Raw genomic sequence first — 26,393 nt, 5'->3', positions numbered from 1 at the left:
GCACCTCATTTCTTAATCATCAAAATCTGACGTATGTTTCGTAGAAATTCCATTAGTTGCTTTCTTTACGTGTTGCGGTCTTGCTTGAACATCTCGTGTATCAATCATTGTTAATGGAAAACGAATCCAAGAATCTTTAAAGGATTGTTGTCTCGTTGGATAAAAGAGAGCGTACGGCTTACGTAAAGAAGTAAGTCTAAACAAATGGGTAAATAAAAAGATAAATCCAAGAGAGATACCAAATAGACCACCTATTTCTGCAAATGCGAGAAATGGGAAACGTAGTAAACGAACGGCGTTTCCCATTTTATAAATGGGCGTAATAAAGGAAGCTAACGCTGATAAGGCAACGATAATTAATAAAATATTACTCGTTAAACCAGCTTGCACGGACGCTTGCCCGATTACGATACCGCCTACAATACCGAGTGTTTGTCCGACTTTCATCGGTAACCTTGCCCCAGCTTCTCTTAATAAATCAATTGCAAGCTCTAAAAAGAGTGCTTCAATTAAAGGGGGAAACGGTACTTGTGCCCTTGATAAAATCAAAGTTTCAAGTAAATCACTTGGAATGAGTTCATAATGATAATTTAAAACTGCAACGTATAATGGTGTAGCACAAATTGAGAATAGAACAGCGATCAATCTTAAAATCCTTGAGAATGTAGCGTACAGCCAAGAAACGTTATAGTCTTCTGGCGAAATGAAAAAATCGAAATATGATACAGGTGTTAATAGGACACTCGGAGAACCATCAACAAAAATAGCTATTTTCCCATCAATAAGTGCTTTTGTGACTCTATCAGTGCGTTCTGTATTTATATAGAGAGGGAAAATTGACTTTTCACCCATTAATTCTTGTATATAAGCACTATCATTAATTTGATCATATTCAAGAGCGCGTAATGATTCCTCTAGAAAATCTACATTATCTTTTTCAGCTAGGTTGTCTAAATACATCATGATAACTTTTGTTTTTGAAAACTCACCGATAATCATTTCTTTTGTGTGTAAATCTAAAACAGGAAGGCGTTTTCGTACTAAATTAATATTCGTATCAATATCTTCTACGAATCCTTCTTGTGGCCCGATAACGGTTGATTCGTTTAATGGAGGAGTTGGTGCACGATAATTATCAATTGCAATGTTTGCAAGCATACATTTTTGATCTTGTTGGTTCAATTGAATAATCGCATGTCCCTTTAAAACCATGTCCTCAATTTTTTGTAAGTCGTTCGTAATTGTAATACCACTCATCGGAATATGTTCTTTCAGCTCTTCTAGTGAAGCGCATGGTCGTTCTAAAAGAGTAGGCATTAAATATTTTTGTAATTTCTCCCCATCAAGTGAAGGGCGATAGTAAGAAATCCAGTAAGGCATCGTTTCATCGTCAGATGTATGGTAATTAATAAAATCACTAGACTTTTTTAGCTTCGTTATTAAGTCTTGTAGAGAATGGATGCGGTCCTTTTTTGGCTTACTAAAGTCATAAATGCTGTTACTTCCAGAGCTTTGCTGCTTATCTTGAGAAGAATTGTCTTGCTTAGAACCTTGTTGCTTGTTTTGAGAAGGCTCGTCTTGCTTAGAACCTTGCTGTTTGTTTTGAGAAGGCTCGTCTTGCTTAGAATCTTGTTGTTTGTTTTGAGAAGGCTCGTCTTGCTTAGAATCTTGCTGCTTGTTTTGAGAAGGTTCGTCTTGCTTAGAATCTTGCTGCTTGTTTTGAGAAGGTTCGTCTTGCTTAGAATCTTGCTGTTTGTTTTGAGAAGGCTCGTCTTGCTTAGAATCTTGCTGTTTGTTTTGAGAAGGCTCGTCTTGCTTAGAATCTTGCTGTTTGTTTTGAGAAGGCTCGTCTTGCTTAGAATCTTGCTGCTTGTTTTGAGAAGGTTCGTCTTGCTTAGAATCTTGCTGCTTGTTTTGAGAAGGTTCGTCTTGCTTAGAATCTTGCTGCTTGTTTTGAGAAGGTTCGTCTTGCTTAGAATCTTGTTGTTTGTTTTGAGAAGAATCCTCTTGCTTAGAAGGCTCCTCAGTTTGTTCCGTATTTTTTTGTTGGTTATTCTCATATTTACTCTGTTTCATGCTTCTAGTCTGCTTTTTGTTATTGTTCTCTTGTTCGTTAGGCTGTTGTTCCGAGTCATTTGTCTCTTTTGCATCTGCTGTATTTGAGTTTTTTTTCTTACGTAACCAATTCCAAATCATATGTATTCCCTCTTTAATCTTGTAATATAGTGCTATTTTGTGGCTAATTTTGTATATTATTCATTTATTTATGAAAAGAAGAAGGAGAATTCTTTCCGCAGAAAAAAATCCTGTAGTAAGGAGTTCATAATATGACGGGAAGAAGGCGAGTCAATGCAAATTGTAAAGAAGGAGAAGTTTGTTTTAAAAGAGTTTATTTTTGAAAATGGTAGGGGAATTCCTGTTCAAATGGGGTATGAGACATATGGCACTTTAAATAGAGAAAGATCCAATGCGATTTTGGTTTGCCATTATTTTAGTGCAACGAGTCATGTGGCAGGAAAATATACAGCGCATGACGAGGAGTCTGGTTGGTGGGATGGATTAATTGGACCTGGGAAAGCAATTGATACAAATAAGTATTTTGTTATATGTACTGATAACCTTTGTAATGTACAGGTGAAAAACTCATACGTTATTACTACTGGACCAAAATCGATTAATCCAGAAACAGGAGAAGAATACGCTATGGATTTCCCTGTATTTACATTTCTTGATGTAGCTCGTATGCAATATGAGTTAATAAAAAATATGGGGATTTCAAGGTTACACGCTGTAATGGGGCCATCGGCAGGTGGGATGATTGCACAACAATGGGCTGTTCACTATCCTCATATGATAGAGCGAATGATTGGAGTTATTACGAATCCACAAAATCCAATTATAACGTCGGGCAATGTAGCGCAAAATGCGATCGAAGCAATTCAGCTGGATCCAAATTGGAAAGGTGGGAAGTATGGAGAAGAGCAGCCAACGAAGGGGCTTCATTTAGCAAGTCGAATGATGTTTATGAATGCGTTTGATGAACATTTTTATGAAACGGTATTCGCGCGTAATAGTATAGAAATGGCACCTTATCAGGAATTTTCTGCATTAACATCATTTGAGAAAGAGATAAATAAAGTGACATGCAAAAGTATAGATTTAGTAGATGCAAATTCATGGATGTACACTGCGAAAGCAGTCTTATTGCATGATATAGCGCATGGATTTTCTTCTTTAGAGGAGGCTCTTTCTAATATAGAAGCGAATGTACTCATGATTCCGTGCAAGCAAGATTTACTTCAGCCACCTCGTTATAATTATAAAATGGTAGACATTTTGCAAAAACAGGGGAAATATGCAGAAGTACACGAGATAGAAAGTATAAATGGGCATATGGCTGGGGCATTAGATGTTCATTTATTTGAAAAGAAAGTTTACGAGTTTTTAAACCGGAAAGTATCTAGTTTTGTATAGAAAATAAATGATGTGGAAAAGGTGCATTGTTTGTAGTAGGCACCTTTTTTTACATGATTTGCAGACGGAAAATATATGTAGCGATTGATAAGCCGAAGAAAGCTATACTAAGTAATAGAAATAAGAATGACATTTCTTGAGGGGATTTTATCTTTTTATTATTTTTCATACTAAGAGCAATAACTGCAGAAACTAAGAAAATGATGCCCATAATGAAAAGAAAAATTGTCATTTTAACTGGCTCCTTTCATCAAACAAGTATATTGAGGATACAATGCACTAGTTATATTTGTAAAGAATAAGTTTTGCGAGAAAATTGAGAAATAAAAACCCCGTTCTTTGCGTTCCTTCTTTCACGTGCTAAAATTGATGGGAAATGTTTGTTTAAAGAAGAAACTGAAGGTTCTATTGTATATAAGGAGGAACTACATATGACAGAAGTAAAAACGATTACTACAGAAGAAGTGCAAGAGCGATTAGAAAATGGAGAAACATTATTTTTAGTAGATGTAAGGGAAGATGAGGAAGTAGCGGCAGGGAAAATCCCAGAAGCTGTACATATTAAAATGGGCGATATTCCAAATAAAGTAGATTTCTTTGAGAAAGAGAATGAATATATCTTTATTTGCCGCTCGGGAATGCGTAGTGAAAACGTATGCCATTATTTAAATGAGCAAGGATTTAAAACAGTGAATATGGTTGGCGGTATGCTTCAATATGAAGGTGAAACGAAATAGTTAATTGTTAAAAACTTGAAACGAGTCTGTTTCAAGTTTTTTTCTTTTGCATACAGTATACAAAAGGGGGAGGCGAAATGGGAATTAACATGCGTAAAGTAAAAATTATTAATAATACAGGAGCTGTTAATGTCGGCGACTGTTATAATATCTCACCTTTAGCTGTGGCAAAAATATATGCCGGTGCTGGAGGATCAAGTACGGCTATTTTTTTAAATGGAAAGCGGCAGCCAGAAGCGGTGATTAGAACGTCAGTATTTCTTCCACCGTTAGCGACGAGTACACGTACATTAGGTTCGTAAAGGAGAGGTAGAGTGTAAGTATGCCAGCACGTATAAAAGAGTTTATTATCGTTAATAACACTGGGAATATATTTACGGGTGATAATTTGAGGGATACTTCGTTTACTGCCTCGAAATCGTATAGTGGTTCAACGGGTTGCACTTGGATTGATGTTGTTACAGTAATAGGGACGGAGACGAAGCTTTGTTTACAGCCGGGGGATTCTGTGACGACAACATATACGAGAGGTATTTCTGCTAGTACTTTAACAGGAGGGAATACGGGCCAAAGTGCAAATGCGTCGAGTACTACGCAAGCAGCACCAAATACAGATAATACAGATTCAGTTGCAGGACTCCCCTAAGACATAGGGGAGTTTTTATTTAGAAAAAGAACTTGTGTTACATAAAAATAGCAGGAATTGTTTTAAAAGTAGTATTGGAGACAGTTTTAGAAAATACAATTCAAATGGAGGGTGAATTTTTATATAGAACATATTTTGCAGCTGTAGTTTGCTTTTGAGGGGTGGAAGTGGTGGGAAAAAATGATGGAAAACAAAAAATACAAGCGTCGATAAATTCTAATTTTAAAATATCGCCAGATCTTGTCGGCCCAACTTTTCCTCCAGTGCCAACTGGAATGACAGGGATAACAGGGGCGACAGGAAGTACGGGAGCGACAGGAAGTACAGGTCCAACCGGAAGTACGGGTGCAGCGGGAGATACAGGTCCGACGGGAAATACAGGAGCAACGGGAAGTACAGGAGTGACAGGCCCGACAGGAAATACAGGAGCAACGGGAAGCACGGGTCCGACAGGAAATACAGGAGCCACAGGAAGTACGGGAGCAACGGGAAGCACGGGAGCAACAGGAGTCACAGGTGCAACCGGAAGTACTGGAACAACGGGAGATACAGGTCCGACAGGAAATACAGGAGCGACGGGAAGTACGGGAGCAACAGGAAACACGGGAGCAACGGGAAGTACGGGTCCGACGGGAAGTACAGGGGCAACGGGAAATACAGGAGCCACAGGAAGTACGGGAGTAACTGGAAATACAGGAGCGACGGGAAGTACGGGAGTAACGGGAAGTACAGGGGCAACGGGAAGTACGGGAGCCACAGGAAATACGGGAGTCACAGGAAGCACAGGTCCAACGGGAAGTACGGGAGCCACGGGAGATACAGGTGCAACAGGAAGTACTGGATCAACGGGAGATACAGGTCCAACCGGAAATACTGGATCAACGGGAAGCACGGGAGCAACCGGAAGTACGGGAGCCACAGGTCCGACCGGAAATACAGGAGCAACGGGAAGCACAGGAGTGACGGGCCCAACGGGAGATACAGGTCCAACGGGAAATACGGGAGCAACGGGAAGTACGGGTCCGACGGGAGATACAGGTCCAACGGGAAATACGGGCCCAACGGGAAGTACGGGAGCCACAGGTCCGACCGGAAATACAGGGTCAACGGGAAGCACAGGAGTGACAGGAAACACAGGTCCAACAGGAGTCACAGGCCCGACAGGAAATACGGGATCAACGGGAGATACAGGTCCAACAGGAAATACGGGATCAACGGGAAATACAGGAGCAACAGGAAACACGGGATCAACGGGAAGTACGGGAGCAACAGGAGTGACGGGCCCGACGGGAAATACAGGAGCAACGGGAAGCACAGGAGTGACAGGAAACACAGGTCCAACGGGAAGTACAGGGGTGACAGGGAACACTGGTCCAACGGGAAGTACGGGAGCAACAGGAGTGACGGGCCCGACGGGAAATACGGGAGTCACAGGAAGCACCGGTCCAACGGGAAGTACGGGAGCAACGGGAAGTACAGGGGTGACAGGAAACACTGGTCCAACCGGAAATACAGGTCCAACGGGAAGTACGGGAGCAACGGGAAGCACCGGCCCAACGGGAAGTACGGGAGCCACAGGAAGCACCGGTCCAACGGGAAGTACAGGGGTGACAGGGAACACTGGTCCAACGGGAAGTACGGGAGCAACAGGAGTGACGGGCCCGACGGGAAATACGGGAGTCACAGGAAGCACCGGTCCAACGGGAAGTACGGGAGCAACGGGAAGCACCGGCCCAACGGGAAGTACGGGAGCAACAGGAAATACGGGAGTCACAGGAAGCACCGGTCCAACAGGAAGTACGGGAGCAACGGGAAGCACCGGCCCAACGGGAAGTACGGGAGTCACAGGAAGCACCGGTCCAACGGGAAGTACAGGGGTGACAGGAAACACTGGTCCAACCGGAAATACAGGTCCGACGGGAAGTACAGGAGCAACGGGAAGTACGGGAGTCACAGGAAGCACAGGTCCAACGGGAAGTACGGGAGCAACGGGAAGTACGGGAGTCACAGGAAGCACAGGTCCAACGGGAAGTACGGGAGCAACAGGAGTGACGGGTCCGACGGGAAGCACCGGTCCAACAGGAAGTACGGGAGCAACGGGAAGCACCGGCCCAACGGGAAGTACGGGAGCAACAGGAAGCACAGGCCCGACGGGAAATACGGGAGTCACAGGAAGCACCGGTCCAACGGGAAGTACGGGAGCAACGGGAAGCACCGGCCCGACAGGAAGTACGGGACCAACAGGAGGCACCGGGTCAACAGGGAGTACGGGAACGACTGGAGTTAGTACAACGGCTACGTATGCTTTTGCTAATAATACATCTGGAACAGCTATATCGGTTCTTTTAGGGGGGACAAATGTTCCTTTACCAAATAACCAAAATATTGGACCGGGAATTACGGTAAATGGTGCTAATACGGTATTTACAGTTGCAAATGCAGGCAATTACTATATTTCATATACAATTAATATAACTGCTTCGCTATTAGTAAGTTCGCAAATTATTGTTAATGGAACTGCTTTGTCTGGAACTGTTAATTCACCAGCAGTAGCTACAACTGCTTTTAGTGCTACGGTTATTTCAAATATTCCAGCAGGAGCGACTATAAGTTTACAATTATTTGGTTTAATTGCTATTGCGACATTGTCAACGACTACACCAGGAGCGGTATTAACAATTATTCGCTTAAGTTAATAAAAAAGGGAGCCTTGAAGCTTTTATGCTTCAAGGCTTTTTATTTGTTTGAGCAAAAACATCGCAGTTCGAAAATATATTATAATAGAATGAAAAGAGAGAAATTTGGCAGAAAGGGAGGGTGGCGATGCAGGAGAAGGTTAAAGACTTTTTTGGACGTCCACTTCAAGATTTGCGCATCTCTGTCATTGATCGATGTAATTTTCGGTGTACGTATTGTATGCCGGCAGAAGTGTTTGGTCCTGATTATGCTTTTTTGAAAGATGAGTTTTTACTGACATTTGATGAAATCGAGCGATTAGCAAAAGTATTTGTTAGCATCGGTGTACGGAAAATTAGACTTACTGGTGGCGAGCCATTGCTCCGTAAGGATTTAACAAAACTTATCGCACGTCTTGCAAAGCTTGATGGCTTAGTAGATATAGGATTAACGACAAATGCAATTCATTTAACGAAACAAGCGAAGGCGTTAAAAGAAGCTGGATTACACCGAGTAAATGTTAGTTTGGATGCGATAGATGATGAGGTGTTCCGTACAATTAATGGCCGGAATATTAATACGAAGCCAGTGTTAAAAGGAATTATGGCAGCGAAAGAAGTAGGGCTTGAAGTGAAGGTAAATATGGTTGTGAAAAAAGGGATGAATGATCATCAAGTACTTCCGGTGGCTGCGTATTTTAAAGAACAAGGAATCACGCTTAGATTTATTGAGTTTATGGATGTTGGCAGTACGAATGGGTGGAATTTTGATCAAGTTATTACGAAACGAGAATTGATTGACATAATTCATCGAGTATATCCAATTGAGCCGACTGAAGCTCATTATTTTGGTGAAGTTGCGAAGCGGTATCGATACGTTGGAACGAATGTAGAGGTTGGTTTTATTACCTCTGTTTCTGAGTCATTTTGTTCTTCTTGTACGAGAGCAAGAATTTCAGCAGATGGAAAGTTTTATACTTGCTTGTTTGCGACAGAAGGCATGGATTTAAGGAAACTTCTCAGGGAAAACCTTTCGGATAATGATTTATTAAAAGCCATACAAGGTGTATGGGAGGATAGAAAAGATCGATATTCAGATGAACGGACGGAAGAAAGTGCGAAAAATCGTCCGAAAATTGAAATGTCTTATATAGGAGGATAAGAAAGGGGGATGTCGAATGAAAGAGCGATATTCAAGACAAATGTTATTTTCTGGTGTTGGGGAAGAAGGGCAACGGAAAATAAGAGAGAAGCACGTGCTCGTTATTGGTGCTGGTGCACTTGGAGCGGCGAATGCTGAAGCGATTGTTAGAGCGGGTGTTGGAAAAATAACAATTGCTGACCGTGATTATGTCGAATGGAGCAATTTACAAAGGCAACAATTATATACAGAAGAAGATGCAAAGCATTATAAGCCGAAAGCAATTGCGGCAGCAGAACATTTAAAAGCTATTAATTCAGAAGTAGAAATTGTACCGGTTGTGACCGATGTAACGGTGCAAGAAATGGAAGAGTTAATTAAAGGGGTCGATTTAATATTAGATGCGACGGATAATTTTGAGACGCGTCTTCTTATTAATGATATATCCCAGATGTATAACGTTCCGTGGATATACGGAGGATGCGTTGGAAGCTACGGAGTAACATATACAATTTTGCCAGGAAAAACACCATGTTTTCGATGTTTAATGGAACATCCAGCGAGCGGAGCGACATGTGATACGGCCGGTATTATACAGCCAGCAGTGCAATTAGTAGTTGCACATCAAATAACAGAAGCCTTGAAAATATTAGTAGAAGATTTTGAGGCACTTCGTGAAACGATGCTATCATTTGATCTTTGGAATAATCAGCAGATGGCATTTAAAGTGAATAGGCAGAAAAAGGATACATGTTTATCTTGTGGAAAGTTACGTACATATCCGAGTTTAACATTTGAAGCACAAACGAAAACAGAAGTATTATGTGGGCGAAATACAGTTCAAATCCGTCCAGGTGTGCGTCAGGGTTTTAATTTAGAAGAAATTAAAAAGCGCTTACAAAAAAGTGTGGATGTAAAAGCAACGCCGTATTTATTATCATTTTCAGTGGAAGAATATCGTTTTGTTTTATTTACAGATGGCAGAGCGTTTATTCATGGTACGAATGATATGAATGTTGCGAAACGACTATATGCAAGATATATAGGTTGAACCTAAAGGGGAATCCTTTAGGTTCAAATAGAAAAGGTAGGATTAAGAATTTCTAATATAATCTCCATTTTTTCCGCCCGTTTTTTCAAGTAAGTACGTTTCGCCAATAATCATACCCTTATCAACCGCTTTACACATATCGTATACAGTAAGAGCGGTAGCGGAAGCAGCTGTTAAAGCTTCCATCTCAACGCCGGTACTACCTTCTGTTTTAACTTTTACTTCAATAAGTAGTCGATATTGTTCTTCTGACTGTTTCCAATCGAAAGAGACATCAACACCTTTTAATAATAAAGGATGGCACATTGGGATAATATCAGAAGTACGTTTTGCAGCCATAATGCCTGCGATTTGTGCAACAGCTAATACATCACCTTTACCAATTTCGTTGCGTGAGATTTTATCAAAAATTTCTTTCGTAACGAGGATGCTAGAGCATGCTATTGCTGTTCGAACGGTTATTTTTTTGTCACTTATATCAACCATTTTAGCGCGTCCTTGGTCATTGAAATGTGTAAATGAAGACATGGAATTCCTCCTTGAAGTAATTGCTATTTAATATATAAAGTGTAATCGAGATTAGATATTTTGCAAATATGAGGTGAGAAACAATGGTAGAAAAACGAATCCCGATTCAAGTTGCTGAGGCAGTAGACCGGGTTATGAAATACGCTAAGCATGGTGAAGTAGAAGAAGTTTCTATTACAGAAAGTTATGGGAGGATTCTTGGGGAGGATGTTGTCTCAGATCACGACGTTCCTCACTTTGATCGTTCTCCTTACGATGGTTTCGCAATTCGAGCAGAAGATACGAAGGAAGCGAGTCAAGAGCAGCCGGTTGAATTTGAAGTAATAGGAGAGATCGGGGCAGGATCTATTTTTACAGAAGAAGTAGGAGCTTTTCAGGCGGTTCGTATTATGACAGGAGCAGCTATTCCAGAAGATTGCAATGCAGTCGTAATGCTAGAACTGACGGAAGGATTCGAGAGGAACGAAAGTACATATATGAAGTTAAAACGTCCTTTCCAAAACGGTGACAATGTGTCATTTAAAGGAGAAGATATAAAACAAAATCAAGTACTCGTTAAGAAAGGTGTTGTAATCAATCCAGGTATTGCCGCACTATTAGCGACGTTTGGATATAGCGCTGTGAAAGTTGTAAAACAGCCTGTTGTCGGTATTGTAACGACAGGAAGTGAATTACTAGAAGTGCATGAGGCGTTAGAGCCAGGGAAAATTAGAAATAGTAACTCTTATATGATTGCCGCTCAAATTATGAAAGCTGGCGGAAAAGTGCGTTACTATGGACAACTTGCAGATGAGCTAGATGCATGTTTTACAGCTGTTAAATCAGCGATGGATGAGGTTGATATTTTAATTACAACGGGCGGTGTTTCAGTAGGAGATTACGACTATTTACCAGCTATTTATGAAAGGCTACAGGCGAATGTACTCTTTAATAAAATAGCGATGAGGCCGGGGAGTGTAACGACAGTAGCTGAAGTTGATGGAAAGCTACTCTTCGGTTTATCAGGTAATCCGTCAGCTTGTTATGTAGGTTTCGAATTATTTGTGCATCCAATTATGAAAACGTATTTGCATGCGAAGGAGCCCCACGTATATAGAGCTGATGCTATTTTGCAAAAAGATTTTCCGAAACCAAATCCGTTTACTCGTTTCGTAAGAGCGAAAGTAACTATCGTCAATGGTTCATTGCAAGTAACGCCAGTCGGCTTAGATAAATCGAGTGCGGTATCTTCACTTGCGGATGCAAATGCGTTTATCGTGCTGCCTGGAGGGACGAGAGGATTTGAAGCAGGAATGAAAGTGTCTGTATTATTGTTAGAATGCTCTGAGGGAAGTGATTGGCCGTGGGCAAAGCCTCTTCAATCTTACAAATAGTAGGGTATCAAAATAGCGGGAAAACAACACTTGTGGAGAAGATGGTACATGCATTAGCTGAAAGAGAAATAAAGGTTGCTACAATTAAACATCATGGTCACGGGGGCTTTCCTGAAGTAGCGCAAAAAGATAGTGAAAGACACCGAAAAGCTGGTGCTGTAGTAAGTAGTGTAGAAGGCGCTGGATTACTATCTCTGTCCTCTTTACGAGATGAATGGTCCTTGCAAGAAATTATTCGCTTGTACGAATTTTTTGAAGTGGATACGATTTTAATAGAGGGCTATAAAGCTGAGGAATATCCAAAAATAGTGTTACTTCGTTCTGCGGAAGACGCTGAACTTTTACATAAGGTAGAAAATATAGCGGCGGTTATTACGTGGTATGATGCTCCGTCAAATGTACGAGAAGAATATAAAGTATTTCATATAACAGAAGAAAAATTGTATATAGACTGGTTTTTACAAACGGTTAGGGGTGCAAAATGATAAATACGTATTATGAAGTAATTGATACAGAAATCTCGATTGAAGAGGTGGCAAAGAAAGTAGTTCGCCGTGAATGTGGTGCTGTCACAACATTTATCGGAACAGTTAGGGAGTTTACGAAAGGGCGTCGTACACTATACTTAGAGTATGTAGCTTATAAGACGATGGCAGAAAAGATGCTACAGAAAATTGGGTCAGAAGTGAAGGAGAAGTGGCCCGGTACACATGTTGCGATTACGCATCGCATCGGCACGCTGCAAATTTCTGATATAGCGGTTGTTGTTGCTGTATCAACGCCTCATCGCAAAGAGGCTTATGAAGCGAATGAATATATTATGGAGCGTATTAAGCAAATTGTTCCGATTTGGAAAAAGGAGTTTTGGGAAGATGGTGACTCATGGATTGGTGACCAATTAGAAAAAACACCATATCCAGCAGGAGAGCCTGGGAAGGAGTTATAAATATGATTCGAGTATTGTTATTTGCGAACTTGCAAGAAGAAGCAGGGACGAGTGAATTACAAATAGAGAAAGAAAATATTACTGTTGCAGAGTTAAAAGATATTGTTGCGAAAGAATATAATGTACCAGTGTCAGCGCCAATTATGGTTGCGATTAATGAGGAGTATGCAAATGAAGATGATACGATACAATCTGGTGATGTAGTTGCACTAATACCACCAGTGAGCGGTGGTTAATATTGGATTTTTGCTATAAAAAACGACTTTCCTAAATAGGGAAAGTCGTTTTTTTATGGCATTTTGGAGAACACTATCTTATAGGAAAAGGAGGAAGTTATGAAAAAGATATGTGTAATGATTTCAATGATATGTTCTGTTTTTTTCTTTTCTCCAAGTAATTCTTTGGCAAAAGAATCGACGGAACAGCTTTTAGAAAGTGCGTTACTGAATAGGTACTATTCAGTTATTAGGCAAGCAACGGAAGATCAATATGAATGTGATTCAGTTATAAATATAAAACGTCTGGGTAAGAAAGATGAGTTCGTTCCTAGATTTGAAATTACGCTACAATTTCTTACGTTTCAAGGTGCACATAATCCGCCGAATGATAAAGTTACACTTACTTTGGAAGATAATTTAGATCACGTAAAGATAAAGAAAGTGGAACGAGAAAAGAATGTTTCTGGTGCTATTGTAGAAAAGATTTGTGCACGAGAAAACGAAAAAATAAAAGCTCACTCTAATGATTTAGAGCGATAACCTATGACATTTTGTAGAGAAAGGTAATGAGCGATGGATATACTTTTAGCGATTTTACCAGCTATATTTTGGGGGAGTATTGTGCTATTTAACGTGAAACTGGGCGGGGGACCGTATAGTCAAACGCTCGGTACAACGTTTGGTGCACTTATCTTCTCAATTGTTGTTTATATTTTTATGAAGCCGGTATTAACTCCGACCGTTATTGGAGTCGGAATTGTATCCGGCTTATTTTGGGCACTTGGTCAAGCGAATCAATTAAAAAGTATTGATTTAATGGGTGTTTCCAGAACGATGCCGATTTCAACAGGGCTTCAATTAGTCGCGACAACATTATTTGGGGTTATCGTGTTTCATGAATGGTCAACGACGATATCGGTCGTCCTTGGAGTTTTGGCGCTCGTTTGTATTATTATCGGGGTTATTTTAACATCGCTTCAAAGTAAAGAAGAGAAGAATGCAGAGCAAGCAGGAGATTTCAAAAAAGGAATTATTATTTTATTAATTTCAACAGTCGGTTATTTAGTTTACGTAGTGGTTATCCGGTTATTTAACGTGAACGGTTGGTCGGCTTTATTACCACAAGCGGTCGGTATGGTATTAGGCGGGGTTTTACTCACATTTAAACATCATCCATTCAATAAATATGCGATTCGAAATATTCTTCCAGGATTGATTTGGGCAGCTGGAAATATGTTTTTATTCATTTCGCAGCCAAAAGTTGGGGTCGCAACAAGCTTTTCCCTTTCGCAAATGGGAATTATTATTTCGACGCTTGGCGGGATTTTTATATTAGGTGAAAGGAAAACGAAGCGTCAATTAACTGGGATTGTTATTGGTATCGTTTTTATCATTGCAGCTGGAATTATGCTGGGGATTGCGAAAAGTTAAGGAGGTATTAAAATGTATAGCGATTTAGAAGGGAAAGTCGTCGTTATTACAGGATCAGCAACTGGTCTTGGAAGAGCCATGGGAGTAAGGTTTGCTAAAGAGAAGGCGAAAGTTGTTATTAACTATCGCTCAAGAGAGTCAGAAGCGAACGATGTATTAGAAGAAATAAAAAAGGTAGGCGGAGAAGCGATTGCTGTAAAAGGTGATGTCACGGCCGAGGCAGATGTTGTGAATCTCATTCAATCCGCTGTTAAAGAATTTGGTACGCTCGACGTTATGATTAATAATGCAGGGATAGAAAATGCGGTACCATCGCATGAAATGCCGTTAGAGGATTGGAATAAAGTAATTCATACGAATTTAACAGGTGCTTTTTTAGGAAGTCGTGAAGCGATTAAATATTTTGTAGAACACGATATTAAAGGTTCGGTTATTAATATGTCTAGTGTTCATGAGAAAATCCCGTGGCCATTATTTGTGCATTATGCGGCTAGTAAGGGGGGGATTAAGCTTATGACAGAAACGTTAGCTTTAGAATATGCACCAAAAGGTATTCGGGTAAATAATATTGGGCCTGGTGCAATTAATACGCCAATTAATGCTGAAAAATTTGCTGACCCGAAAAAACGTGACGACGTAGAAAGTATGATTCCGATGGGGTACATTGGGAAGCCCGAAGAAATCGCAGCAGTAGCAACGTGGCTCGCTTCAGCAGAGGCAAGCTACGTGACCGGAATTACGTTATTTGCAGATGGTGGAATGACTTTATACCCATCGTTTCAAGCAGGGCGTGGGTAATATGAAAGGCCAAAGAGATTTAACTCTTTGGCCTTTTTTACGCAAAAAAAAATAGCGGTCGGCTATTTTTAAAATTAATGATTGATTGTATCTTGAAGAAATTCTGTTGCTTGATGTTCTGAAACATTCTGTACGAGCGCAACTTCACTAATAACCATTTTACGCGCATTATCTAGCATTTGTTTTTCGCTCGCATTTAATGCTCTTTCTTTATTGCGACGAAGTAAATCACGAACAACTTCTGCACTATCTTGAAGATTGCCGTTCTTCATTTTTTCCATATTCATTGTATATCTTTGTTTCCAAGAGAGTGAGGGGTCTGATTCCCCATGATGAAATTCAAGAAGTATACCATCTAACGTACCTTTATCGACGATATAACGTATACCTGATTTTTGTAATTGATTCATCGGAAGCATTACTTGCATATCTTTACTAATGATACGTATAACACAATATTGACGCGTAGTGCCTAATATTTCTTTCTCTTCAATTGCTTCGATGATTCCTGCACCGTGCATTGGATAAACGATTTTATCACCAATTTGAAACAAATCATCCACCTCCATATGTGGTAACCATTTTTAATAATAACATACGAGGATAAAAATGTCAAATTTTATATAATATCACATCTGATATGCTGTAGTCAATATATAAAAGTTGGTTTTTTTCTCTTATAAGTTGAATAAATAGGGGGAATTTTTTTAGAAAAATAGTACAGGCACAGAAAGAAGGCATATCCACTTATTTTTAAGCATAAAATATAAAATCGCTAATACAATATACCTAAATCCGTTCTTTGCAAGGGAGGGAGAGAAGGTGGGGCGCACAATTAGAATTGATATTACAAATAAAGTTGTAGCTAAATTTAGGCAAGATTATTTAGAATTATATACGAGTAAGTTTATGATAGGTAAGTTTTATGTCTATACTGAAGATAAACAATATGTGTTAGAAGACGGATATATATATGAAGATGGAAAGTTTTATCGCATCATAGATACGCACCGTGGCAATAAACAAGCGGCGGAGGGCTGCGATCTAGGATGGTGTTAACATGATTCGTGTGAAAGTGTTTGATGAAAGTCATGAAAAAGACTTAGAAGATGCTGTAAATATATTTTTGAAAAAAATTGATGATGGAAATTTTGTAGATATAAAGTATCAAGTTGGTGTTTCAATTAACGATGATGAAAATCAAATTTATTGTTTTTCAGCGATGATTGTTTATAAAGCATAAAAAAGAGCTGGGGATCCAGCTCTTTTTTATGTTTTACGTTGGGACAACGTGTGTCGGTAAAATATTCATAATAGATTGAGTTTCATCTATCTTCTTTGTCGTTAAAAGAACTTCCTCTGTTGCATGCTCCTGAGCATCAGCGCACATGCCGAGGTGATAACGATCACCTAAAAATGGATCAATATAAAAACCGTTTTTAAATACTTTATCATTCGGATGTTTTTCGTGGTGAATTTCGGAACAGTTAATGCAGTAGAACATAGCTTTCATCCCCTTTTCATTGTTGGTTAAAAAAGTGAGTGGGTAGTCATTTCGCTCCTAAGGAAATGCTGAGGAGAAGAGAAATAACTACCTACCCAAAATGGTGGGCATATTCCTTCTGATTTTACATATCTCGCGTATTGTCCCCGAGGGAAGGAGGAGAGACGAAGTACAGATGAGATAAGTTAGGCACTTCGCTCAATATGAATGATGGAGTTTCGTATTGAGCGAAGTTTTTATTTTTTATTGCCTTTGTGAGTATATTATGAAGGAATGGTGAGAGGGTGTTTGTCCTGTTGAAAAAATGTTGAGAATTTCTCAACAGTGAAAAAAATCATCGTTGACATGAAACTAAAAGGTGTTATATTATTTAAATATAACCAAAAGGTGTTACGTTTTAATGCCGAATAAAGGAGATATAAAATGGAACAACAAAATACATTAAATGATATTAAACAAACAATCGTTTTTAACGCGCCTATTCAAAAAGTATGGAATGTAGTATCAACTGCAGAAGGAATTTCGTCATGGTTTATGCCAAATGATTTTGAATTAAAGATAGGACATGAGTTTCAGGTGCAATCACCATTTGGGCCATCACCATGTAAAGTGTTAGAAATTGATGAGCCAAACCATTTATCTTTCTCATGGGATACAGATGGCTGGATTGTTTCATTTGATTTGAAAGACTTAGGAGATAATAAAACAGAATTTACGTTAATACACGGCGGCTGGAAGCATCCTGATACAATTCTTCCAAAACCAAATGCGAAGAGCTCTATTATTCGCGAAAGAATGAGTGGTGGCTGGGTAGCGATTGTAAATGAAAAACTGAAAAAGGTTGTCGAAGGTTAAGTGGCATCATCGGCAGCCAAATACGATGTATTTCAAGCGATTGCTGATCCAACCCGCCGAGAAGTATTACGGTTGTTAAGTGATAAAGAGTTGCCAATTTCCAAAATAACGGATCATTTTCCGATGAGTCGTACTGCAGTTGTGAAGCATCTTCATATTCTTTCGGAAGCAAACTTAGTGAGTGGAAGAAAGAACGGAAGAGAAAAGATATATCGTTTGCAGCCAGAGCCGTTAGAAGAATTACAGCAGTGGCTCTCTTATTATGAGCGATTTTGGGGTAATAAATTGTCCATGCTTAAACATATTGTGGAGAATGAAGAGTAGATTTTATGCAAAGAGGATGACCAAAATGGTCATCCTCTTTTTATTGTTCACTTGTTTGTTTAGCTGGCTTTAATAAGATCCAAGCGATAATTAATGTAAATACTGCTAATACGAAAGTACTCATATAAATGACGTGTACACTTGCTGCTAATGCGGATTGTGATTCGGTTGCTACGTTTGCTGTAGTTCCTCCATGTCCGCCAGAAGAAACAAGATCAAGGTTTTTAATGCCACGTGCATGAATCATCGTATTGAAGATCGTTCCGAAGATTGCAGCTCCTAGTGTTTGACTAAATGTATTAATAAATGTGTTTAAACCAACTGCCGTTCCGCGCGTATGGGCCGGTACAGCTGCTTGAATTGTTACCATGTAAATTGGTGTAACAAGCCCCATTCCTAAGCCGAATAATCCGACTGCAACATAAATGAGGAATGATGGTGAATCTGTTGATAATGTAAATAATAAGAAGGTAGCAACTGATAAAATGCTAGCTCCAAGTAAAATAATTTGTTTCGTTTGTAACTTGCCAACTAAGTTACCGGAGAACATAGCACCAAATGTCCACATAACAGGAATCGGCATTAAAATGAGTCCAGCCTCTGTCGCATTTTTTCCTAAAACACCTTGGCTCCAAATTGGAAGATACACTGTAATACTAATAATCATTGCACCAGCAATAAGTGTTAGTATGTTTATTGTAGATAATGTACGGTTAGAGAAAAGTGCTAGCGGAATTAATGGTTCCGGAGATTTTTTCTCGATGTATAAGAAAATAATGAATGAAACAGCGGCAAAGATTAATAGGCCGATAATTGAAATGTCTCCCCAGTTTTGCTTACTGCTACCTGTTAATAATGCGTATAGCAGAGCGATCGTACTTAATGAGAAGACTGTCGCACCAAGATAGTCGATATGTTGCTTGGCGGCAGACTTAACAGATTCCTTATAAGAAGTGGCAAACATTAAGCAAGCGATAATTCCAAAAGGAACGTTTAAGAAGAAAATATAGCGCCAAGAAAGAGAATCAACTAAAAATCCACCTACTAACGGCCCAATAACACCAGATACACCCCAAACGGCACTCATCCAGCCTTGTGCTTTCGCGCGGTCTTTCGCTTCGCTATATAGGTCTCCAATAATCGTCATTGTGATAGGCATAACAGCACCAGCCCCTATACCTTGAAGAGCACGGAAGAAGATTAATTGTTCCATTGATGTAACGACTCCGCAAAGTGCAGAACCGATTAAGAAGATTGTTGCTCCGATGAGCAAGACTTTTTTACGGCCGAATAAATCGGCTAGCTTTCCGTATATTGGAGTCGAAACAGCTGTTGCAAGCATATAGATTGCATATACCCAACTAACAAGTTCGACGCCTGACAAATCACTCGTTATACGAGGGATCGCTGTACTAACAATCGTTCCTTCTACCGCAGAAAGAAACGTCATTAGCATTAAAGACATCATGACTTTTTTTCTCATTTGTTTTCCCCTTACCCTTTTTTAAATATTCAACAATATAAAATATAAAGGTACTAAGGTATATAAAGCAACAAAAAAGAACGAGGGGTAGGAGGAGGGCATATGTGGCGTTCCTTGTTGGTAAGTCGATATCTCTTGTCAAATCGCCGATATAATTTCATGTACATATAAAAAAAGAAACAGGAACCCCTGTTTCTTTTTTTAATACTGCATTTTTGCGTTTTCTCCAGCTGTTGTTCCGGCAATTCGACCAGTAACAAGGGCAGATGTAATGTTATAGCCACCAGTATAACCGTGAATATCAAGAACCTCTCCGCAGAAATATAAGCCGTTTGTGAATTTCGAAGCCATTTCTTTCGGATTAATTTCTTTAACGGATACCCCTCCGCCAGTAACGAATGCTTTTTCAATTGACTGTGTACCATTTACATTCACAGTAAATTCTTTAAAGTCTTTCACAAGTGCACGAATCTTCTCATGAGAAACTTGTCCAGCTTGTTCGCTACCGTCAATTTCATTTTTTTCTAATAAGAATAAGAAGTAACGCTCAGGAACATAACCTTTTAAAACATTTTTAATTCCTTTTTTCGGATCTTCTTTCATTTGTTTCAGCATACGCTGGAACAGTTGCTCACTATTTTCTTCTGGCAATGCATCGATACTCATGTGCACTGTGTTCGTTTTAAACTTTTTCATCGCTTTCACAACGAATTGGCTACAGCGAAGAGCAGCAGGACCAGATAGGCCGAAGTGAGTGAAAAGCATGTCCATTTTATGAGAAATGATAACTTTTCCTTTCGGGTTTAATACACTTAAGTTTACATCTCGTAAAGCAAGACCTTGTAATGTGCGGTCACGAATAAACGGTTCGTTTGAAAGGATTGGTACTTCTGTTGGGAAAAGCTCTGTAATTGTATGCCCAGCTTTTTCAGCCCAAGCGTATCCGTCTCCAGTAGAACCAGTTTGAGGAACAGATTTTCCGCCAACAGCGATAACGACGTGATTCGTTTCTAACACTTCGCCTGTTTGCAGAATAACAGCCTTCGTTTGACCGTTCTCATACTCGATCGTTTCAACAGGCGTATTCGTACGTATTTTCACACCTAAGTCTTTTAATCGTGTTAACAGTGCATCTACAACAGATTGCGCTTTATTTGATACTGGGAACATGCGGCCATGATCCTCTTCTTTCAGTTTTACACCGAGATTTTCGAAGAATGTAATAATATCTTCATTACTGAAAATAGAAAAAGCACTGTATAAGAAGCGACCATTTCCAGGTATATGTTTAACGATTTCATCAAGTGGTAGACGGTTCGTTACGTTACAACGACCACCACCAGAAATCGCAAGTTTACGTCCTAGTTTATTTCCTTTATCAAGAAGTAAGACGCTTGCGCCTTCTTCAGCAGCACCGATTGCAGCCATTAGCCCTGAAGGACCGCCGCCGATGACAATAACATCATAATGCATAATATATCGACCTCATTTTCTACATTTCCTGCCTAAAAGAATAGCATGTTTTCCTTTAAAAGAAAAATAGAGTGAAGTACTGCTTCAGGAGAGAATTGTGGTACAATACAAAAGTTAGAGTTCAGCACTATCCTGCTATTTATGGGCAATAAGACTACCATCTTAAGATTTATGAGAAGTAAAGAGGGCGTTGAAACGGTCCATAAATACTCGAATGATTAGTAGGAGGGGAGTCTCCCACTAATTATAGTTTTACTTTATCCCGCTATTTGTGGGCAGTAAAACTCCCACCTCAAAATTCGGCTAGAGCCAGGAAGTAAGGTGGAAGATAAACTGCCCGTAAACGCCCGATTGGTGCGGGCTAATAATCAGTGGGGATGAACAAAATCCCCACTGATTATAGTTTCACTTTATGTAGATGTAGGAGGATTTTTTGTATGTCCGATTCAAAATTTCTGCGCGGAACGCTGATTGTGACGTTAGGGACATTTTTAGTAAAGTTCTTAGGCATGATTTACGTTTTTCCGTTTCATGCATTAGTAGGCACAGAAGGCGGAACGCTCTATACATATGGATACATTCCATATACGATATTTTTAAGTATCGCAACGGCAGGGGTGCCGCTTGCTGTTTCGAAGTTTGTTTCCAAATATAATGCACTTGGAGATTATAAAACGAGCCGGAGAATGTTCCGCTCGGGAATGGTTATGATGATAGTAACAGGAGTTCTTTCCTTCTTAGTACTGTACATGACCGCACCATTATTTGCAGAAGCAATGCTTGGTAAACAAAGTTTACAAAATAAGATAGAAGAAGTTACGACGATTATTCGTCTCGTAAGTTTTGCGCTTATTGTTGTACCGGCAGCAAGTTTGATTCGTGGTTATTTCCAAGGCCACCAATCGATGGGACCGACTACGGTTTCACAAATTATTGAGCAAATTATTCGTATCGTCTTTTTATTAGCGGGTAGTTTCATCGTTATTAAAGTACTTGGCGGTACAGTAGCAACGGCAGTTGGGGTTGCGACATTCGCTGCGTTCGTTTCAGCAGTTGGAGCACTTGGCGTATTAATTTGGTACTGGTTAAAACGTAAAAAATATTTGGATCAATATTTAATTGAGCAAACTGTACCAGAATCAACGGTGAGTACCGCTCAATTGTTTAAGGAGTTGTTTGCATATGCAATTCCTTACGTTGTAATTGGATTAACAATTCCTTTATATCAACAAATTGATACATTGACATTTAACTCTATTATGCAGGCGATTGGTCAAGGAGATATCGCAGAGCGGGCACTTGGTATTTTCACGATGTGGACGCATAAATTAATTATGATTCCGGTATCACTTGCAACAGCGTTTAGTTTAACGCTCGTACCAGCGATTACAAAGTCGTTTACTGAAAAGCAATACCGTTATTTGAAATTACAAATTACACAAACATTCCAGGCGAATATGTTTTTAACATTGCCAGCAGTTATCGGTATTTCTACACTTGCATATCCAATTTACACCGCTTTCTACGATTCAGATCCACTAGGTGGACAAGTATTAATGTGGTATGCACCAGTTGCATTGTTATTCGCTTTATTTACAGTAACAGCAGCTATCTTGCAAGGGATTAACAAGCAGAAACATGCGGTTATTGCGCTTGTGATGGGTGTTATTTTGAAATTTGTATGTAACGTAATCTTTATTCGTTATTTCGGTACAGTTGGGGCGATTTTAGCTACTGCAGTCGGCTTCTTAGCTTCCGTATGGTATACGAATAGACAAATCAAAAAACATGCAAACTATTCATTTGGTGTTGTATATAAGAGAACATTCCAAATTGCAGTATTAACACTTGTAATGGTTATTGCTGTAAAACTATCACAATGGCTTCTATCCTTCATGATTTCGCCTGATGATCGTATTGGTGCTCTTATTACAGTTGCGATTTGTGCAGGTATTGGTGGCCTTGTTTACGGATTGATAGCGATTCGCACAGGAGTACTAGAAAGAGTATTTGGCGGAGAAGCTTTAGAGAAAATCCAGCGTAAACTTGGTAGTAGATTCAAAATAAAGTTGAAATCAAAAGGGGCGTAAATACGTCCCCTTTTCTATGATAAATAAAGAAGGTGAAGAATATGAGATTAGATAAATTATTAGCGAATATGGGACACGGAAGTAGAAAAGAAGTAAAGAAATTATTGAAAGACGGCGTTGTGAAGATTGATGGAACGCCAGTGAAAGATGCGAAGTTTCATGTGAATGTAGAAGAGCAAGAGGTTATGATTCACGGTGAAGTTGTGGAATATAAAGAGTTTGTTTATTTAATGATGCATAAACCACAAGGTGTTATTTCAGCGACAGAAGATGATAACCACGAAACAGTAATAGATTTATTAGAATTAGAAGATGCGATTTTCGATCCATTCCCTGTTGGAAGGCTTGATATTGATACAGAAGGTTTCTTATTAATCACAAATGATGGAAAGTTAACGCATCAACTATTATCTCCGAAAAAGCATGTGCCGAAAAAATATTATGCACACATTTCAGGCGTTGTAACGGAGGAGGATGTAATAGAATTCGCTAAAGGTGTTATTTTAGAAGATGGCTATGAAACGAAGCCAGGCGAACTTACAATTTTAAAAAGTGATGATATTTCCGAAATTGAGCTTGTTATTACAGAAGGAAAATTCCATCAAGTGAAGCGTATGTTTGAAGCTGTAGGGAAAAAAGTAGTGTATTTAAAGAGAACAGAGATGGGACCTTTAGTGTTAGATGAAGAGTTAGAACTTGGGCAATATCGTGAATTAACAGATGAAGAAGTTGAAATGTTAAAGACGTATCAAGTAGATAACGAAAAGTAACGCCAATTTCAAAGCATAGAAAAGACCCCTTTCTAATGAGTTAGAAAGGGGTATGTATTTATTTACATACAATTATTTTTTGTTATGAGGTCATTCTCACTTTCTTTCCTGTTGTTGTCCACTTACCGCGGCAGGGGCTATACACGAGTTCATTAAACTGCAACACATTTAGATCACGTTGTATCGTTCGTGGTGTGATCCCGAACTCATCTACAAGGTCTTTCGTCGTTACCGTTCCGTTTTCATTGATGTACATATAAATTGATTTAATGCGTGTTAGCATACGAGTAGTTGTAGGTTTCAAGAGAAAACCACTCCTCTACTAGTTTTTTTGACCCCATTCAGGAAAGAAGGTCGTTACTACCATTGTACTCTACGTGATAAAATTCATGCTTTAATCTACTTAAATTTTACAAAAGTTTAACAAATATTCATATAGAAAAATATTGGTAGTTGACATTTTATATTTGGTCAGTCAACTAACTCATAAATTTCTACGTAAAACGCCAAATTCCTGCAAATTTTTTTGAGAAAATAAAAGAAAAACTAATAAGAAAAATCTGAAATATTATAATTGTTTGTTATTGGATTTTCATGTATGGCATAAGAGATTTTCGTTTGCTATGATAAAAGAGACAATATAGTGAAGGATGGATGCGTGATGTCGACGATTAATTGGACAGAAGAAGTTACAAAACGAAAAGATGATTTAATTCGTGATACACAACAATTTTTACAAATTAAAAGTGTATGGGAAGAAGAATCTGCGAAAGAGGGCGCACCATTTGGTGAAGGTGTAGAAAAAGCCTTATCTTTCATGTTACATAAAGGATACGCAGAAGGTTTCGCTTCTAAAAATTTAGAAGGATATGCAGGTCATCTTGAAATGGGACAAGGAGAAGAATTAGTAGGTATTCTTTGTCACGTTGATGTTGTACCAGAAGGAGATGGCTGGACAACTCCTGCTTATAGTGCGGATATTCGCGACGGGAAGATTTTTGCACGCGGTGCAATTGATGATAAAGGGCCGACGATGGCAGCTTATTATGCGATGAAAATCGTTAAAGAATTAGGCTTACCTCTTTCAAAACGTGTTCGTATGATTTTAGGAACAGATGAGGAAAGTAATTGGAAGTGTGTAGATCATTATTTTAAAAATGAAGAAATGCCAACAATCGGTTTTGCGCCGGATGCAGATTTTCCAATTATTAATGCGGAAAAAGGAATTTCTGACATACAAGTTGTGCAAAATGGTGGCGAAGAGAAAGACGGCGCATTTAAGCTTATTTCATTTGAGTCAGGTCGTCGTTTAAATATGGTTCCTGATTTTGCAGAAGCAGTTATTACAGGAGAAGATGTAAATGCACTTACAGTAGCATATGAAGAGTATTTACAAACTGCTCAAAAAATAGGTAAAGCAATTGTAGAAGGAAATACGGTGACGTTGCAAACCAAAGGGATTTCAGCTCACGGATCTACTCCAGAAAAGGGAGAAAATGCAGGTTTATTATTGGCAAACTTCTTAATGAAAGTTTCTCTTGATGGAAAAGGGGATTCATTTGCATCGTTTGTAACAGAGACATTTACAGGTGATATTATTGGAGAAAAAGTTGGTATTTCTTATAAAGATGATATTAGCGGTCCGTTAACAGTGAATGTTGGTCGCTTGTCTTATTCGCAAGAAAACGGTGGTAATTTAGGATTAAATGTGCGCTATCCAGTTACGACTAACTTTGAAGAGACGATTGCAAAGTTAAAAGAATATGTTGGTACTCATGGATTTGAAGTAGCGGATTATTCTAACTCTCGCCCGCATCATGTTGACAAAGATCATACATTAATTCGTACTTTGCAACGCGTATATGAAGAGCAAACTGGTGAAAAAGCTGAATTGTTAGCAATTGGCGGTGGTACGTATGCTCGTTCATTGAAAGCTGGCGTTGCATTTGGCCCGTTATTCCCAGGAAAAGAAGAACTTGCGCATCAAAAAGACGAGTACATTGAAATTGAAGATTTATTAAAAGCAACAGCGATTTATGCGCAAGCAATTCATGAATTAGCGAAATAAAGTGAAACTTTAATCAGTGGGGGTACCCCCACTGATTATTAGCCTTCACCAATCGGGCATTTAAGAGCAGCCCGACGCCCACCTAACTTTTGTACTTTATAGGTGAGTTTTGAGGAGGGAGTCTTACTGCTCGCAAATAGCAGGATAAAAGATATGTAAATAATGACCGCTCTCTATTTTAGAGGGCGGATTCTTTTTAGCTGAATGAGATAAGAAAGAAAAGCAACAATAACATAAAGGGGGCGATATAGATGGTGCCACATTATTTTGTCGCAATTACTTTACCAAATCATATAAAAGAAGTGCTCTCAAATTATAAAGAGGACATGAAGGATGAATTACCATTTCGCTCGTGGGTACATGAAGAAGACTATCATATTACCCTTTCATTTTTAGGAAGTGCGGCGCAGGAACAATTAGAAGGAATAAAGAATGGATTACAAACACTTACAGAAACAAAAGAACTATCGTTCACGTTACAAGAATTTTCAACGTTTGGCCGTGAAGAAGAGCCGCGTATTTTTTTGGCGAAGGTAAGTGAAAATCCTGATTTGGTTCAGTTGCAAAAACAAGTGCATGCAATTTGTGAAGAAAATGGTTTCTCTCTAGAGACACGTCCTTATCATCCACATATTACTGTTGCTCGTAAATGGGTAGGAAAAAAAGTGTTTGATTTGACAAATGCAAAAGATTTACCTGTAACATCATTTCAAGCAGATACGATTACTTTGTATGAATCTCACGTTAAGGAAACGCCGAAGTATAAATCGATTACTGAAATAAAACTACAAAAATAGAATGTATGAAA

30 protein-coding genes are annotated in these 26,393 nt (G+C 39.1%); 22 read left to right on the top strand and 8 right to left on the bottom strand.

The window, feature by feature from the left end; genetic code table 11:
• Positions 1–12: 12 nt before the first annotated feature.
• Positions 13–2,196: a spore germination protein gene (locus tag KPL75_RS10300; protein WP_219920587.1), complete on the bottom strand. Its 2,184-nt coding sequence runs from the start codon at positions 2,194–2,196 to the stop codon at positions 13–15.
• A 153-nt stretch (positions 2,197–2,349) separates the two neighbouring features.
• Between KPL75_RS10300 and KPL75_RS10295 the strand changes: the two genes are divergently transcribed.
• A complete protein-coding gene (locus KPL75_RS10295) occupies positions 2,350–3,474 on the top strand; it encodes a homoserine O-acetyltransferase family protein (protein WP_219920586.1) in 1,125 nt (374 codons plus the stop codon).
• Between the two features lie 49 nt (positions 3,475–3,523).
• Here KPL75_RS10295 and KPL75_RS10290 read toward each other — a convergent pair whose 3' ends face one another.
• Positions 3,524–3,706 carry a hypothetical protein gene (locus KPL75_RS10290; RefSeq protein ID WP_219920585.1) on the bottom strand — a complete coding sequence of 61 codons (183 nt, stop codon included), beginning with the start codon at positions 3,704–3,706 and terminating at the stop codon, positions 3,524–3,526.
• Between the two features lie 199 nt (positions 3,707–3,905).
• Here KPL75_RS10290 and KPL75_RS10285 point away from each other — a divergent pair, with 199 nt between their 5' ends.
• From KPL75_RS10285 to KPL75_RS10260, 6 genes are all read left to right on the top strand, one after another.
• Positions 3,906–4,211 carry a rhodanese-like domain-containing protein gene (locus tag KPL75_RS10285; RefSeq protein WP_000141214.1) on the top strand — a complete coding sequence of 102 codons (306 nt, stop codon included), beginning with the start codon at positions 3,906–3,908 and terminating at the stop codon, positions 4,209–4,211.
• Between the two features lie 77 nt (positions 4,212–4,288).
• A complete protein-coding gene (locus tag KPL75_RS10280; protein ID WP_002145303.1) occupies positions 4,289–4,513 on the top strand; it encodes a spore germination protein in 225 nt (74 codons plus the stop codon).
• A gap of 20 nt (positions 4,514–4,533) precedes the next feature.
• Entirely contained in the window at positions 4,534–4,857 is a 324-nt protein-coding gene (locus KPL75_RS10275) for a hypothetical protein (RefSeq protein WP_219920584.1), read from the top strand.
• Positions 4,858–5,027: 170 nt separating this feature from the next.
• Positions 5,028–7,553 carry a beta strand repeat-containing protein gene (locus tag KPL75_RS10270; protein WP_219920583.1) on the top strand — a complete coding sequence of 842 codons (2,526 nt, stop codon included), beginning with the start codon at positions 5,028–5,030 and terminating at the stop codon, positions 7,551–7,553.
• A gap of 127 nt (positions 7,554–7,680) precedes the next feature.
• Entirely contained in the window at positions 7,681–8,694 is a 1,014-nt protein-coding gene (gene moaA / locus KPL75_RS10265) for a GTP 3',8-cyclase MoaA (RefSeq protein ID WP_219920582.1), read from the top strand.
• Positions 8,695–8,710: 16 nt separating this feature from the next.
• Positions 8,711–9,724, top strand: a complete 1,014-nt coding sequence (locus tag KPL75_RS10260) for a molybdopterin-synthase adenylyltransferase MoeB (RefSeq protein ID WP_219920581.1) — start codon at positions 8,711–8,713, stop codon at positions 9,722–9,724.
• Positions 9,725–9,766: 42 nt separating this feature from the next.
• Here the strand turns inward: KPL75_RS10260 and moaC are convergent, their stop codons facing one another.
• A complete protein-coding gene (gene moaC, locus KPL75_RS10255; protein ID WP_002129484.1) occupies positions 9,767–10,252 on the bottom strand; it encodes a cyclic pyranopterin monophosphate synthase MoaC in 486 nt (161 codons plus the stop codon).
• 83 nt (positions 10,253–10,335) lie between these two features.
• Here moaC and glp point away from each other — a divergent pair, with 83 nt between their 5' ends.
• The 7 genes from glp (at position 10,336) to KPL75_RS10220 (ending at position 15,018) form a co-directional block, all read left to right on the top strand.
• Positions 10,336–11,625 (top strand): molybdopterin molybdotransferase MoeA, encoded by a 1,290-nt coding sequence (gene glp / locus KPL75_RS10250; RefSeq protein ID WP_219920580.1) that lies wholly within the window; start codon positions 10,336–10,338, stop codon positions 11,623–11,625.
• A complete protein-coding gene (gene mobB, locus KPL75_RS10245; RefSeq protein ID WP_219920579.1) occupies positions 11,589–12,110 on the top strand; it encodes a molybdopterin-guanine dinucleotide biosynthesis protein B in 522 nt (173 codons plus the stop codon). The genes glp and mobB overlap by 37 nt, the downstream gene beginning before the upstream one ends.
• The gene (moaE, locus tag KPL75_RS10240) at positions 12,107–12,571 is read left to right on the top strand and encodes a molybdopterin synthase catalytic subunit MoaE (protein ID WP_002112357.1); all 465 of its coding nucleotides are present in this window, start codon (positions 12,107–12,109) and stop codon (positions 12,569–12,571) included. The genes mobB and moaE overlap by 4 nt, the downstream gene beginning before the upstream one ends.
• A 2-nt stretch (positions 12,572–12,573) precedes the next feature.
• Positions 12,574–12,807 (top strand): molybdopterin converting factor subunit 1, encoded by a 234-nt coding sequence (moaD, locus tag KPL75_RS10235; RefSeq protein ID WP_000621795.1) that lies wholly within the window; start codon positions 12,574–12,576, stop codon positions 12,805–12,807.
• A gap of 99 nt (positions 12,808–12,906) precedes the next feature.
• Positions 12,907–13,329 (top strand): DUF3888 domain-containing protein, encoded by a 423-nt coding sequence (locus KPL75_RS10230; RefSeq protein WP_219920578.1) that lies wholly within the window; start codon positions 12,907–12,909, stop codon positions 13,327–13,329.
• 33 nt (positions 13,330–13,362) lie between these two features.
• The gene (gene glcU / locus KPL75_RS10225; protein WP_219920577.1) at positions 13,363–14,220 is read left to right on the top strand and encodes a glucose uptake protein GlcU; all 858 of its coding nucleotides are present in this window, start codon (positions 13,363–13,365) and stop codon (positions 14,218–14,220) included.
• Between the two features lie 12 nt (positions 14,221–14,232).
• Positions 14,233–15,018 (top strand): glucose 1-dehydrogenase, encoded by a 786-nt coding sequence (locus KPL75_RS10220; RefSeq protein WP_060750861.1) that lies wholly within the window; start codon positions 14,233–14,235, stop codon positions 15,016–15,018.
• Positions 15,019–15,092: 74 nt separating this feature from the next.
• On the opposite strand, the gene KPL75_RS10215 is transcribed toward KPL75_RS10220, so the two are convergent.
• Complete coding sequence (locus KPL75_RS10215) at positions 15,093–15,587, bottom strand: CarD family transcriptional regulator (RefSeq protein WP_087947353.1); 495 nt, start codon at positions 15,585–15,587, stop codon at positions 15,093–15,095.
• Between the two features lie 253 nt (positions 15,588–15,840).
• Here KPL75_RS10215 and KPL75_RS10210 point away from each other — a divergent pair, with 253 nt between their 5' ends.
• Both KPL75_RS10210 and KPL75_RS10205 read left to right on the top strand, forming a co-directional pair.
• Positions 15,841–16,077, top strand: a complete 237-nt coding sequence (locus KPL75_RS10210) for a DUF2553 family protein (protein ID WP_002089059.1) — start codon at positions 15,841–15,843, stop codon at positions 16,075–16,077.
• Position 16,078: 1 nt separating this feature from the next.
• Positions 16,079–16,261: a sporulation protein Cse60 gene (locus KPL75_RS10205; RefSeq protein ID WP_219920576.1), complete on the top strand. Its 183-nt coding sequence runs from the start codon at positions 16,079–16,081 to the stop codon at positions 16,259–16,261.
• Positions 16,262–16,294: 33 nt separating this feature from the next.
• Here the strand turns inward: KPL75_RS10205 and KPL75_RS10200 are convergent, their stop codons facing one another.
• The gene (locus KPL75_RS10200; RefSeq protein ID WP_219920575.1) at positions 16,295–16,522 is read right to left on the bottom strand and encodes a DUF3973 domain-containing protein; all 228 of its coding nucleotides are present in this window, start codon (positions 16,520–16,522) and stop codon (positions 16,295–16,297) included.
• A 423-nt stretch (positions 16,523–16,945) separates the two neighbouring features.
• Here KPL75_RS10200 and KPL75_RS10195 point away from each other — a divergent pair, with 423 nt between their 5' ends.
• Together KPL75_RS10195 and KPL75_RS10190 are read left to right on the top strand one after the other, a co-directional pair.
• The gene (locus tag KPL75_RS10195) at positions 16,946–17,377 is read left to right on the top strand and encodes an SRPBCC family protein (protein ID WP_219920574.1); all 432 of its coding nucleotides are present in this window, start codon (positions 16,946–16,948) and stop codon (positions 17,375–17,377) included.
• The gene (locus KPL75_RS10190; RefSeq protein ID WP_219920573.1) at positions 17,378–17,701 is read left to right on the top strand and encodes an ArsR/SmtB family transcription factor; all 324 of its coding nucleotides are present in this window, start codon (positions 17,378–17,380) and stop codon (positions 17,699–17,701) included.
• Between the two features lie 40 nt (positions 17,702–17,741).
• Here the strand turns inward: KPL75_RS10190 and KPL75_RS10185 are convergent, their stop codons facing one another.
• Together KPL75_RS10185 and KPL75_RS10180 are read right to left on the bottom strand one after the other, a co-directional pair.
• The gene (locus KPL75_RS10185) at positions 17,742–19,184 is read right to left on the bottom strand and encodes an MDR family MFS transporter (protein ID WP_219920572.1); all 1,443 of its coding nucleotides are present in this window, start codon (positions 19,182–19,184) and stop codon (positions 17,742–17,744) included.
• 201 nt (positions 19,185–19,385) lie between these two features.
• On the bottom strand, positions 19,386–20,657 hold the full coding sequence (locus tag KPL75_RS10180; RefSeq protein ID WP_219920571.1) for a BaiN/RdsA family NAD(P)/FAD-dependent oxidoreductase: 1,272 nt from the start codon (positions 20,655–20,657) through the stop codon (positions 19,386–19,388).
• A gap of 437 nt (positions 20,658–21,094) precedes the next feature.
• On the opposite strand from KPL75_RS10180, the gene KPL75_RS10175 reads away from it, so the two are divergent.
• On the top strand, positions 21,095–22,747 hold the full coding sequence (locus KPL75_RS10175) for a putative polysaccharide biosynthesis protein (protein WP_219920570.1): 1,653 nt from the start codon (positions 21,095–21,097) through the stop codon (positions 22,745–22,747).
• Between the two features lie 41 nt (positions 22,748–22,788).
• Positions 22,789–23,517, top strand: coding sequence for a pseudouridine synthase (locus KPL75_RS10170; RefSeq protein ID WP_002123145.1), 729 nt, complete (start codon positions 22,789–22,791; stop codon positions 23,515–23,517).
• Between the two features lie 82 nt (positions 23,518–23,599).
• On the opposite strand, the gene KPL75_RS10165 is transcribed toward KPL75_RS10170, so the two are convergent.
• Positions 23,600–23,821, bottom strand: a complete 222-nt coding sequence (locus KPL75_RS10165) for a DeoR family transcriptional regulator (protein ID WP_000805512.1) — start codon at positions 23,819–23,821, stop codon at positions 23,600–23,602.
• A gap of 357 nt (positions 23,822–24,178) precedes the next feature.
• Between KPL75_RS10165 and pepV the strand changes: the two genes are divergently transcribed.
• Together pepV and thpR are read left to right on the top strand one after the other, a co-directional pair.
• The gene (gene pepV, locus KPL75_RS10160) at positions 24,179–25,585 is read left to right on the top strand and encodes a dipeptidase PepV (RefSeq protein ID WP_219920569.1); all 1,407 of its coding nucleotides are present in this window, start codon (positions 24,179–24,181) and stop codon (positions 25,583–25,585) included.
• Between the two features lie 251 nt (positions 25,586–25,836).
• Complete coding sequence (gene thpR, locus KPL75_RS10155) at positions 25,837–26,382, top strand: RNA 2',3'-cyclic phosphodiesterase (protein WP_219920568.1); 546 nt, start codon at positions 25,837–25,839, stop codon at positions 26,380–26,382.
• The last annotated feature ends 11 nt before the right edge of the window (positions 26,383–26,393 follow it).

The sequence above is a fragment of the Bacillus sp. NP247 genome, from assembly GCF_018966865.1.
GTDB lineage: Bacteria > Bacillota > Bacilli > Bacillales > Bacillaceae_G > Bacillus_A.
This window is presented reverse-complemented; position numbering and strand designations above follow the sequence as displayed.

Bases quoted from the DNA above. Each gene is read 5' to 3' on its own strand.
- KPL75_RS10300 (WP_219920587.1), bottom strand. From the start codon at position 2,196: ATGATTTGGAATTGGTTACGTAAGAAAAAAAACTCAAATACAGCAGAT.
- KPL75_RS10295 (WP_219920586.1), top strand. From the start codon at position 2,350: ATGCAAATTGTAAAGAAGGAGAAGTTTGTTTTAAAAGAGTTTATTTTT.
- KPL75_RS10290 (WP_219920585.1), bottom strand. From the start codon at position 3,706: ATGACAATTTTTCTTTTCATTATGGGCATCATTTTCTTAGTTTCTGCA.
- KPL75_RS10285 (WP_000141214.1), top strand. From the start codon at position 3,906: ATGACAGAAGTAAAAACGATTACTACAGAAGAAGTGCAAGAGCGATTA.
- KPL75_RS10280 (WP_002145303.1), top strand. From the start codon at position 4,289: ATGGGAATTAACATGCGTAAAGTAAAAATTATTAATAATACAGGAGCT.
- KPL75_RS10275 (WP_219920584.1), top strand. From the start codon at position 4,534: ATGCCAGCACGTATAAAAGAGTTTATTATCGTTAATAACACTGGGAAT.
- moaA (WP_219920582.1), top strand. From the start codon at position 7,681: ATGCAGGAGAAGGTTAAAGACTTTTTTGGACGTCCACTTCAAGATTTG.
- KPL75_RS10260 (WP_219920581.1), top strand. From the start codon at position 8,711: ATGAAAGAGCGATATTCAAGACAAATGTTATTTTCTGGTGTTGGGGAA.
- moaC (WP_002129484.1), bottom strand. From the start codon at position 10,252: ATGTCTTCATTTACACATTTCAATGACCAAGGACGCGCTAAAATGGTT.
- glp (WP_219920580.1), top strand. From the start codon at position 10,336: ATGGTAGAAAAACGAATCCCGATTCAAGTTGCTGAGGCAGTAGACCGG.
- moaE (WP_002112357.1), top strand. From the start codon at position 12,107: ATGATAAATACGTATTATGAAGTAATTGATACAGAAATCTCGATTGAA.
- moaD (WP_000621795.1), top strand. From the start codon at position 12,574: ATGATTCGAGTATTGTTATTTGCGAACTTGCAAGAAGAAGCAGGGACG.
- KPL75_RS10230 (WP_219920578.1), top strand. From the start codon at position 12,907: ATGAAAAAGATATGTGTAATGATTTCAATGATATGTTCTGTTTTTTTC.
- glcU (WP_219920577.1), top strand. From the start codon at position 13,363: ATGGATATACTTTTAGCGATTTTACCAGCTATATTTTGGGGGAGTATT.
- KPL75_RS10220 (WP_060750861.1), top strand. From the start codon at position 14,233: ATGTATAGCGATTTAGAAGGGAAAGTCGTCGTTATTACAGGATCAGCA.
- KPL75_RS10215 (WP_087947353.1), bottom strand. From the start codon at position 15,587: ATGGAGGTGGATGATTTGTTTCAAATTGGTGATAAAATCGTTTATCCA.
- KPL75_RS10205 (WP_219920576.1), top strand. From the start codon at position 16,079: ATGATTCGTGTGAAAGTGTTTGATGAAAGTCATGAAAAAGACTTAGAA.
- KPL75_RS10200 (WP_219920575.1), bottom strand. From the start codon at position 16,522: ATGTTCTACTGCATTAACTGTTCCGAAATTCACCACGAAAAACATCCG.
- KPL75_RS10195 (WP_219920574.1), top strand. From the start codon at position 16,946: ATGGAACAACAAAATACATTAAATGATATTAAACAAACAATCGTTTTT.
- KPL75_RS10185 (WP_219920572.1), bottom strand. From the start codon at position 19,184: ATGAGAAAAAAAGTCATGATGTCTTTAATGCTAATGACGTTTCTTTCT.
- KPL75_RS10180 (WP_219920571.1), bottom strand. From the start codon at position 20,657: ATGCATTATGATGTTATTGTCATCGGCGGCGGTCCTTCAGGGCTAATG.
- KPL75_RS10175 (WP_219920570.1), top strand. From the start codon at position 21,095: ATGTCCGATTCAAAATTTCTGCGCGGAACGCTGATTGTGACGTTAGGG.
- KPL75_RS10170 (WP_002123145.1), top strand. From the start codon at position 22,789: ATGAGATTAGATAAATTATTAGCGAATATGGGACACGGAAGTAGAAAA.
- pepV (WP_219920569.1), top strand. From the start codon at position 24,179: ATGTCGACGATTAATTGGACAGAAGAAGTTACAAAACGAAAAGATGAT.
- thpR (WP_219920568.1), top strand. From the start codon at position 25,837: ATGGTGCCACATTATTTTGTCGCAATTACTTTACCAAATCATATAAAA.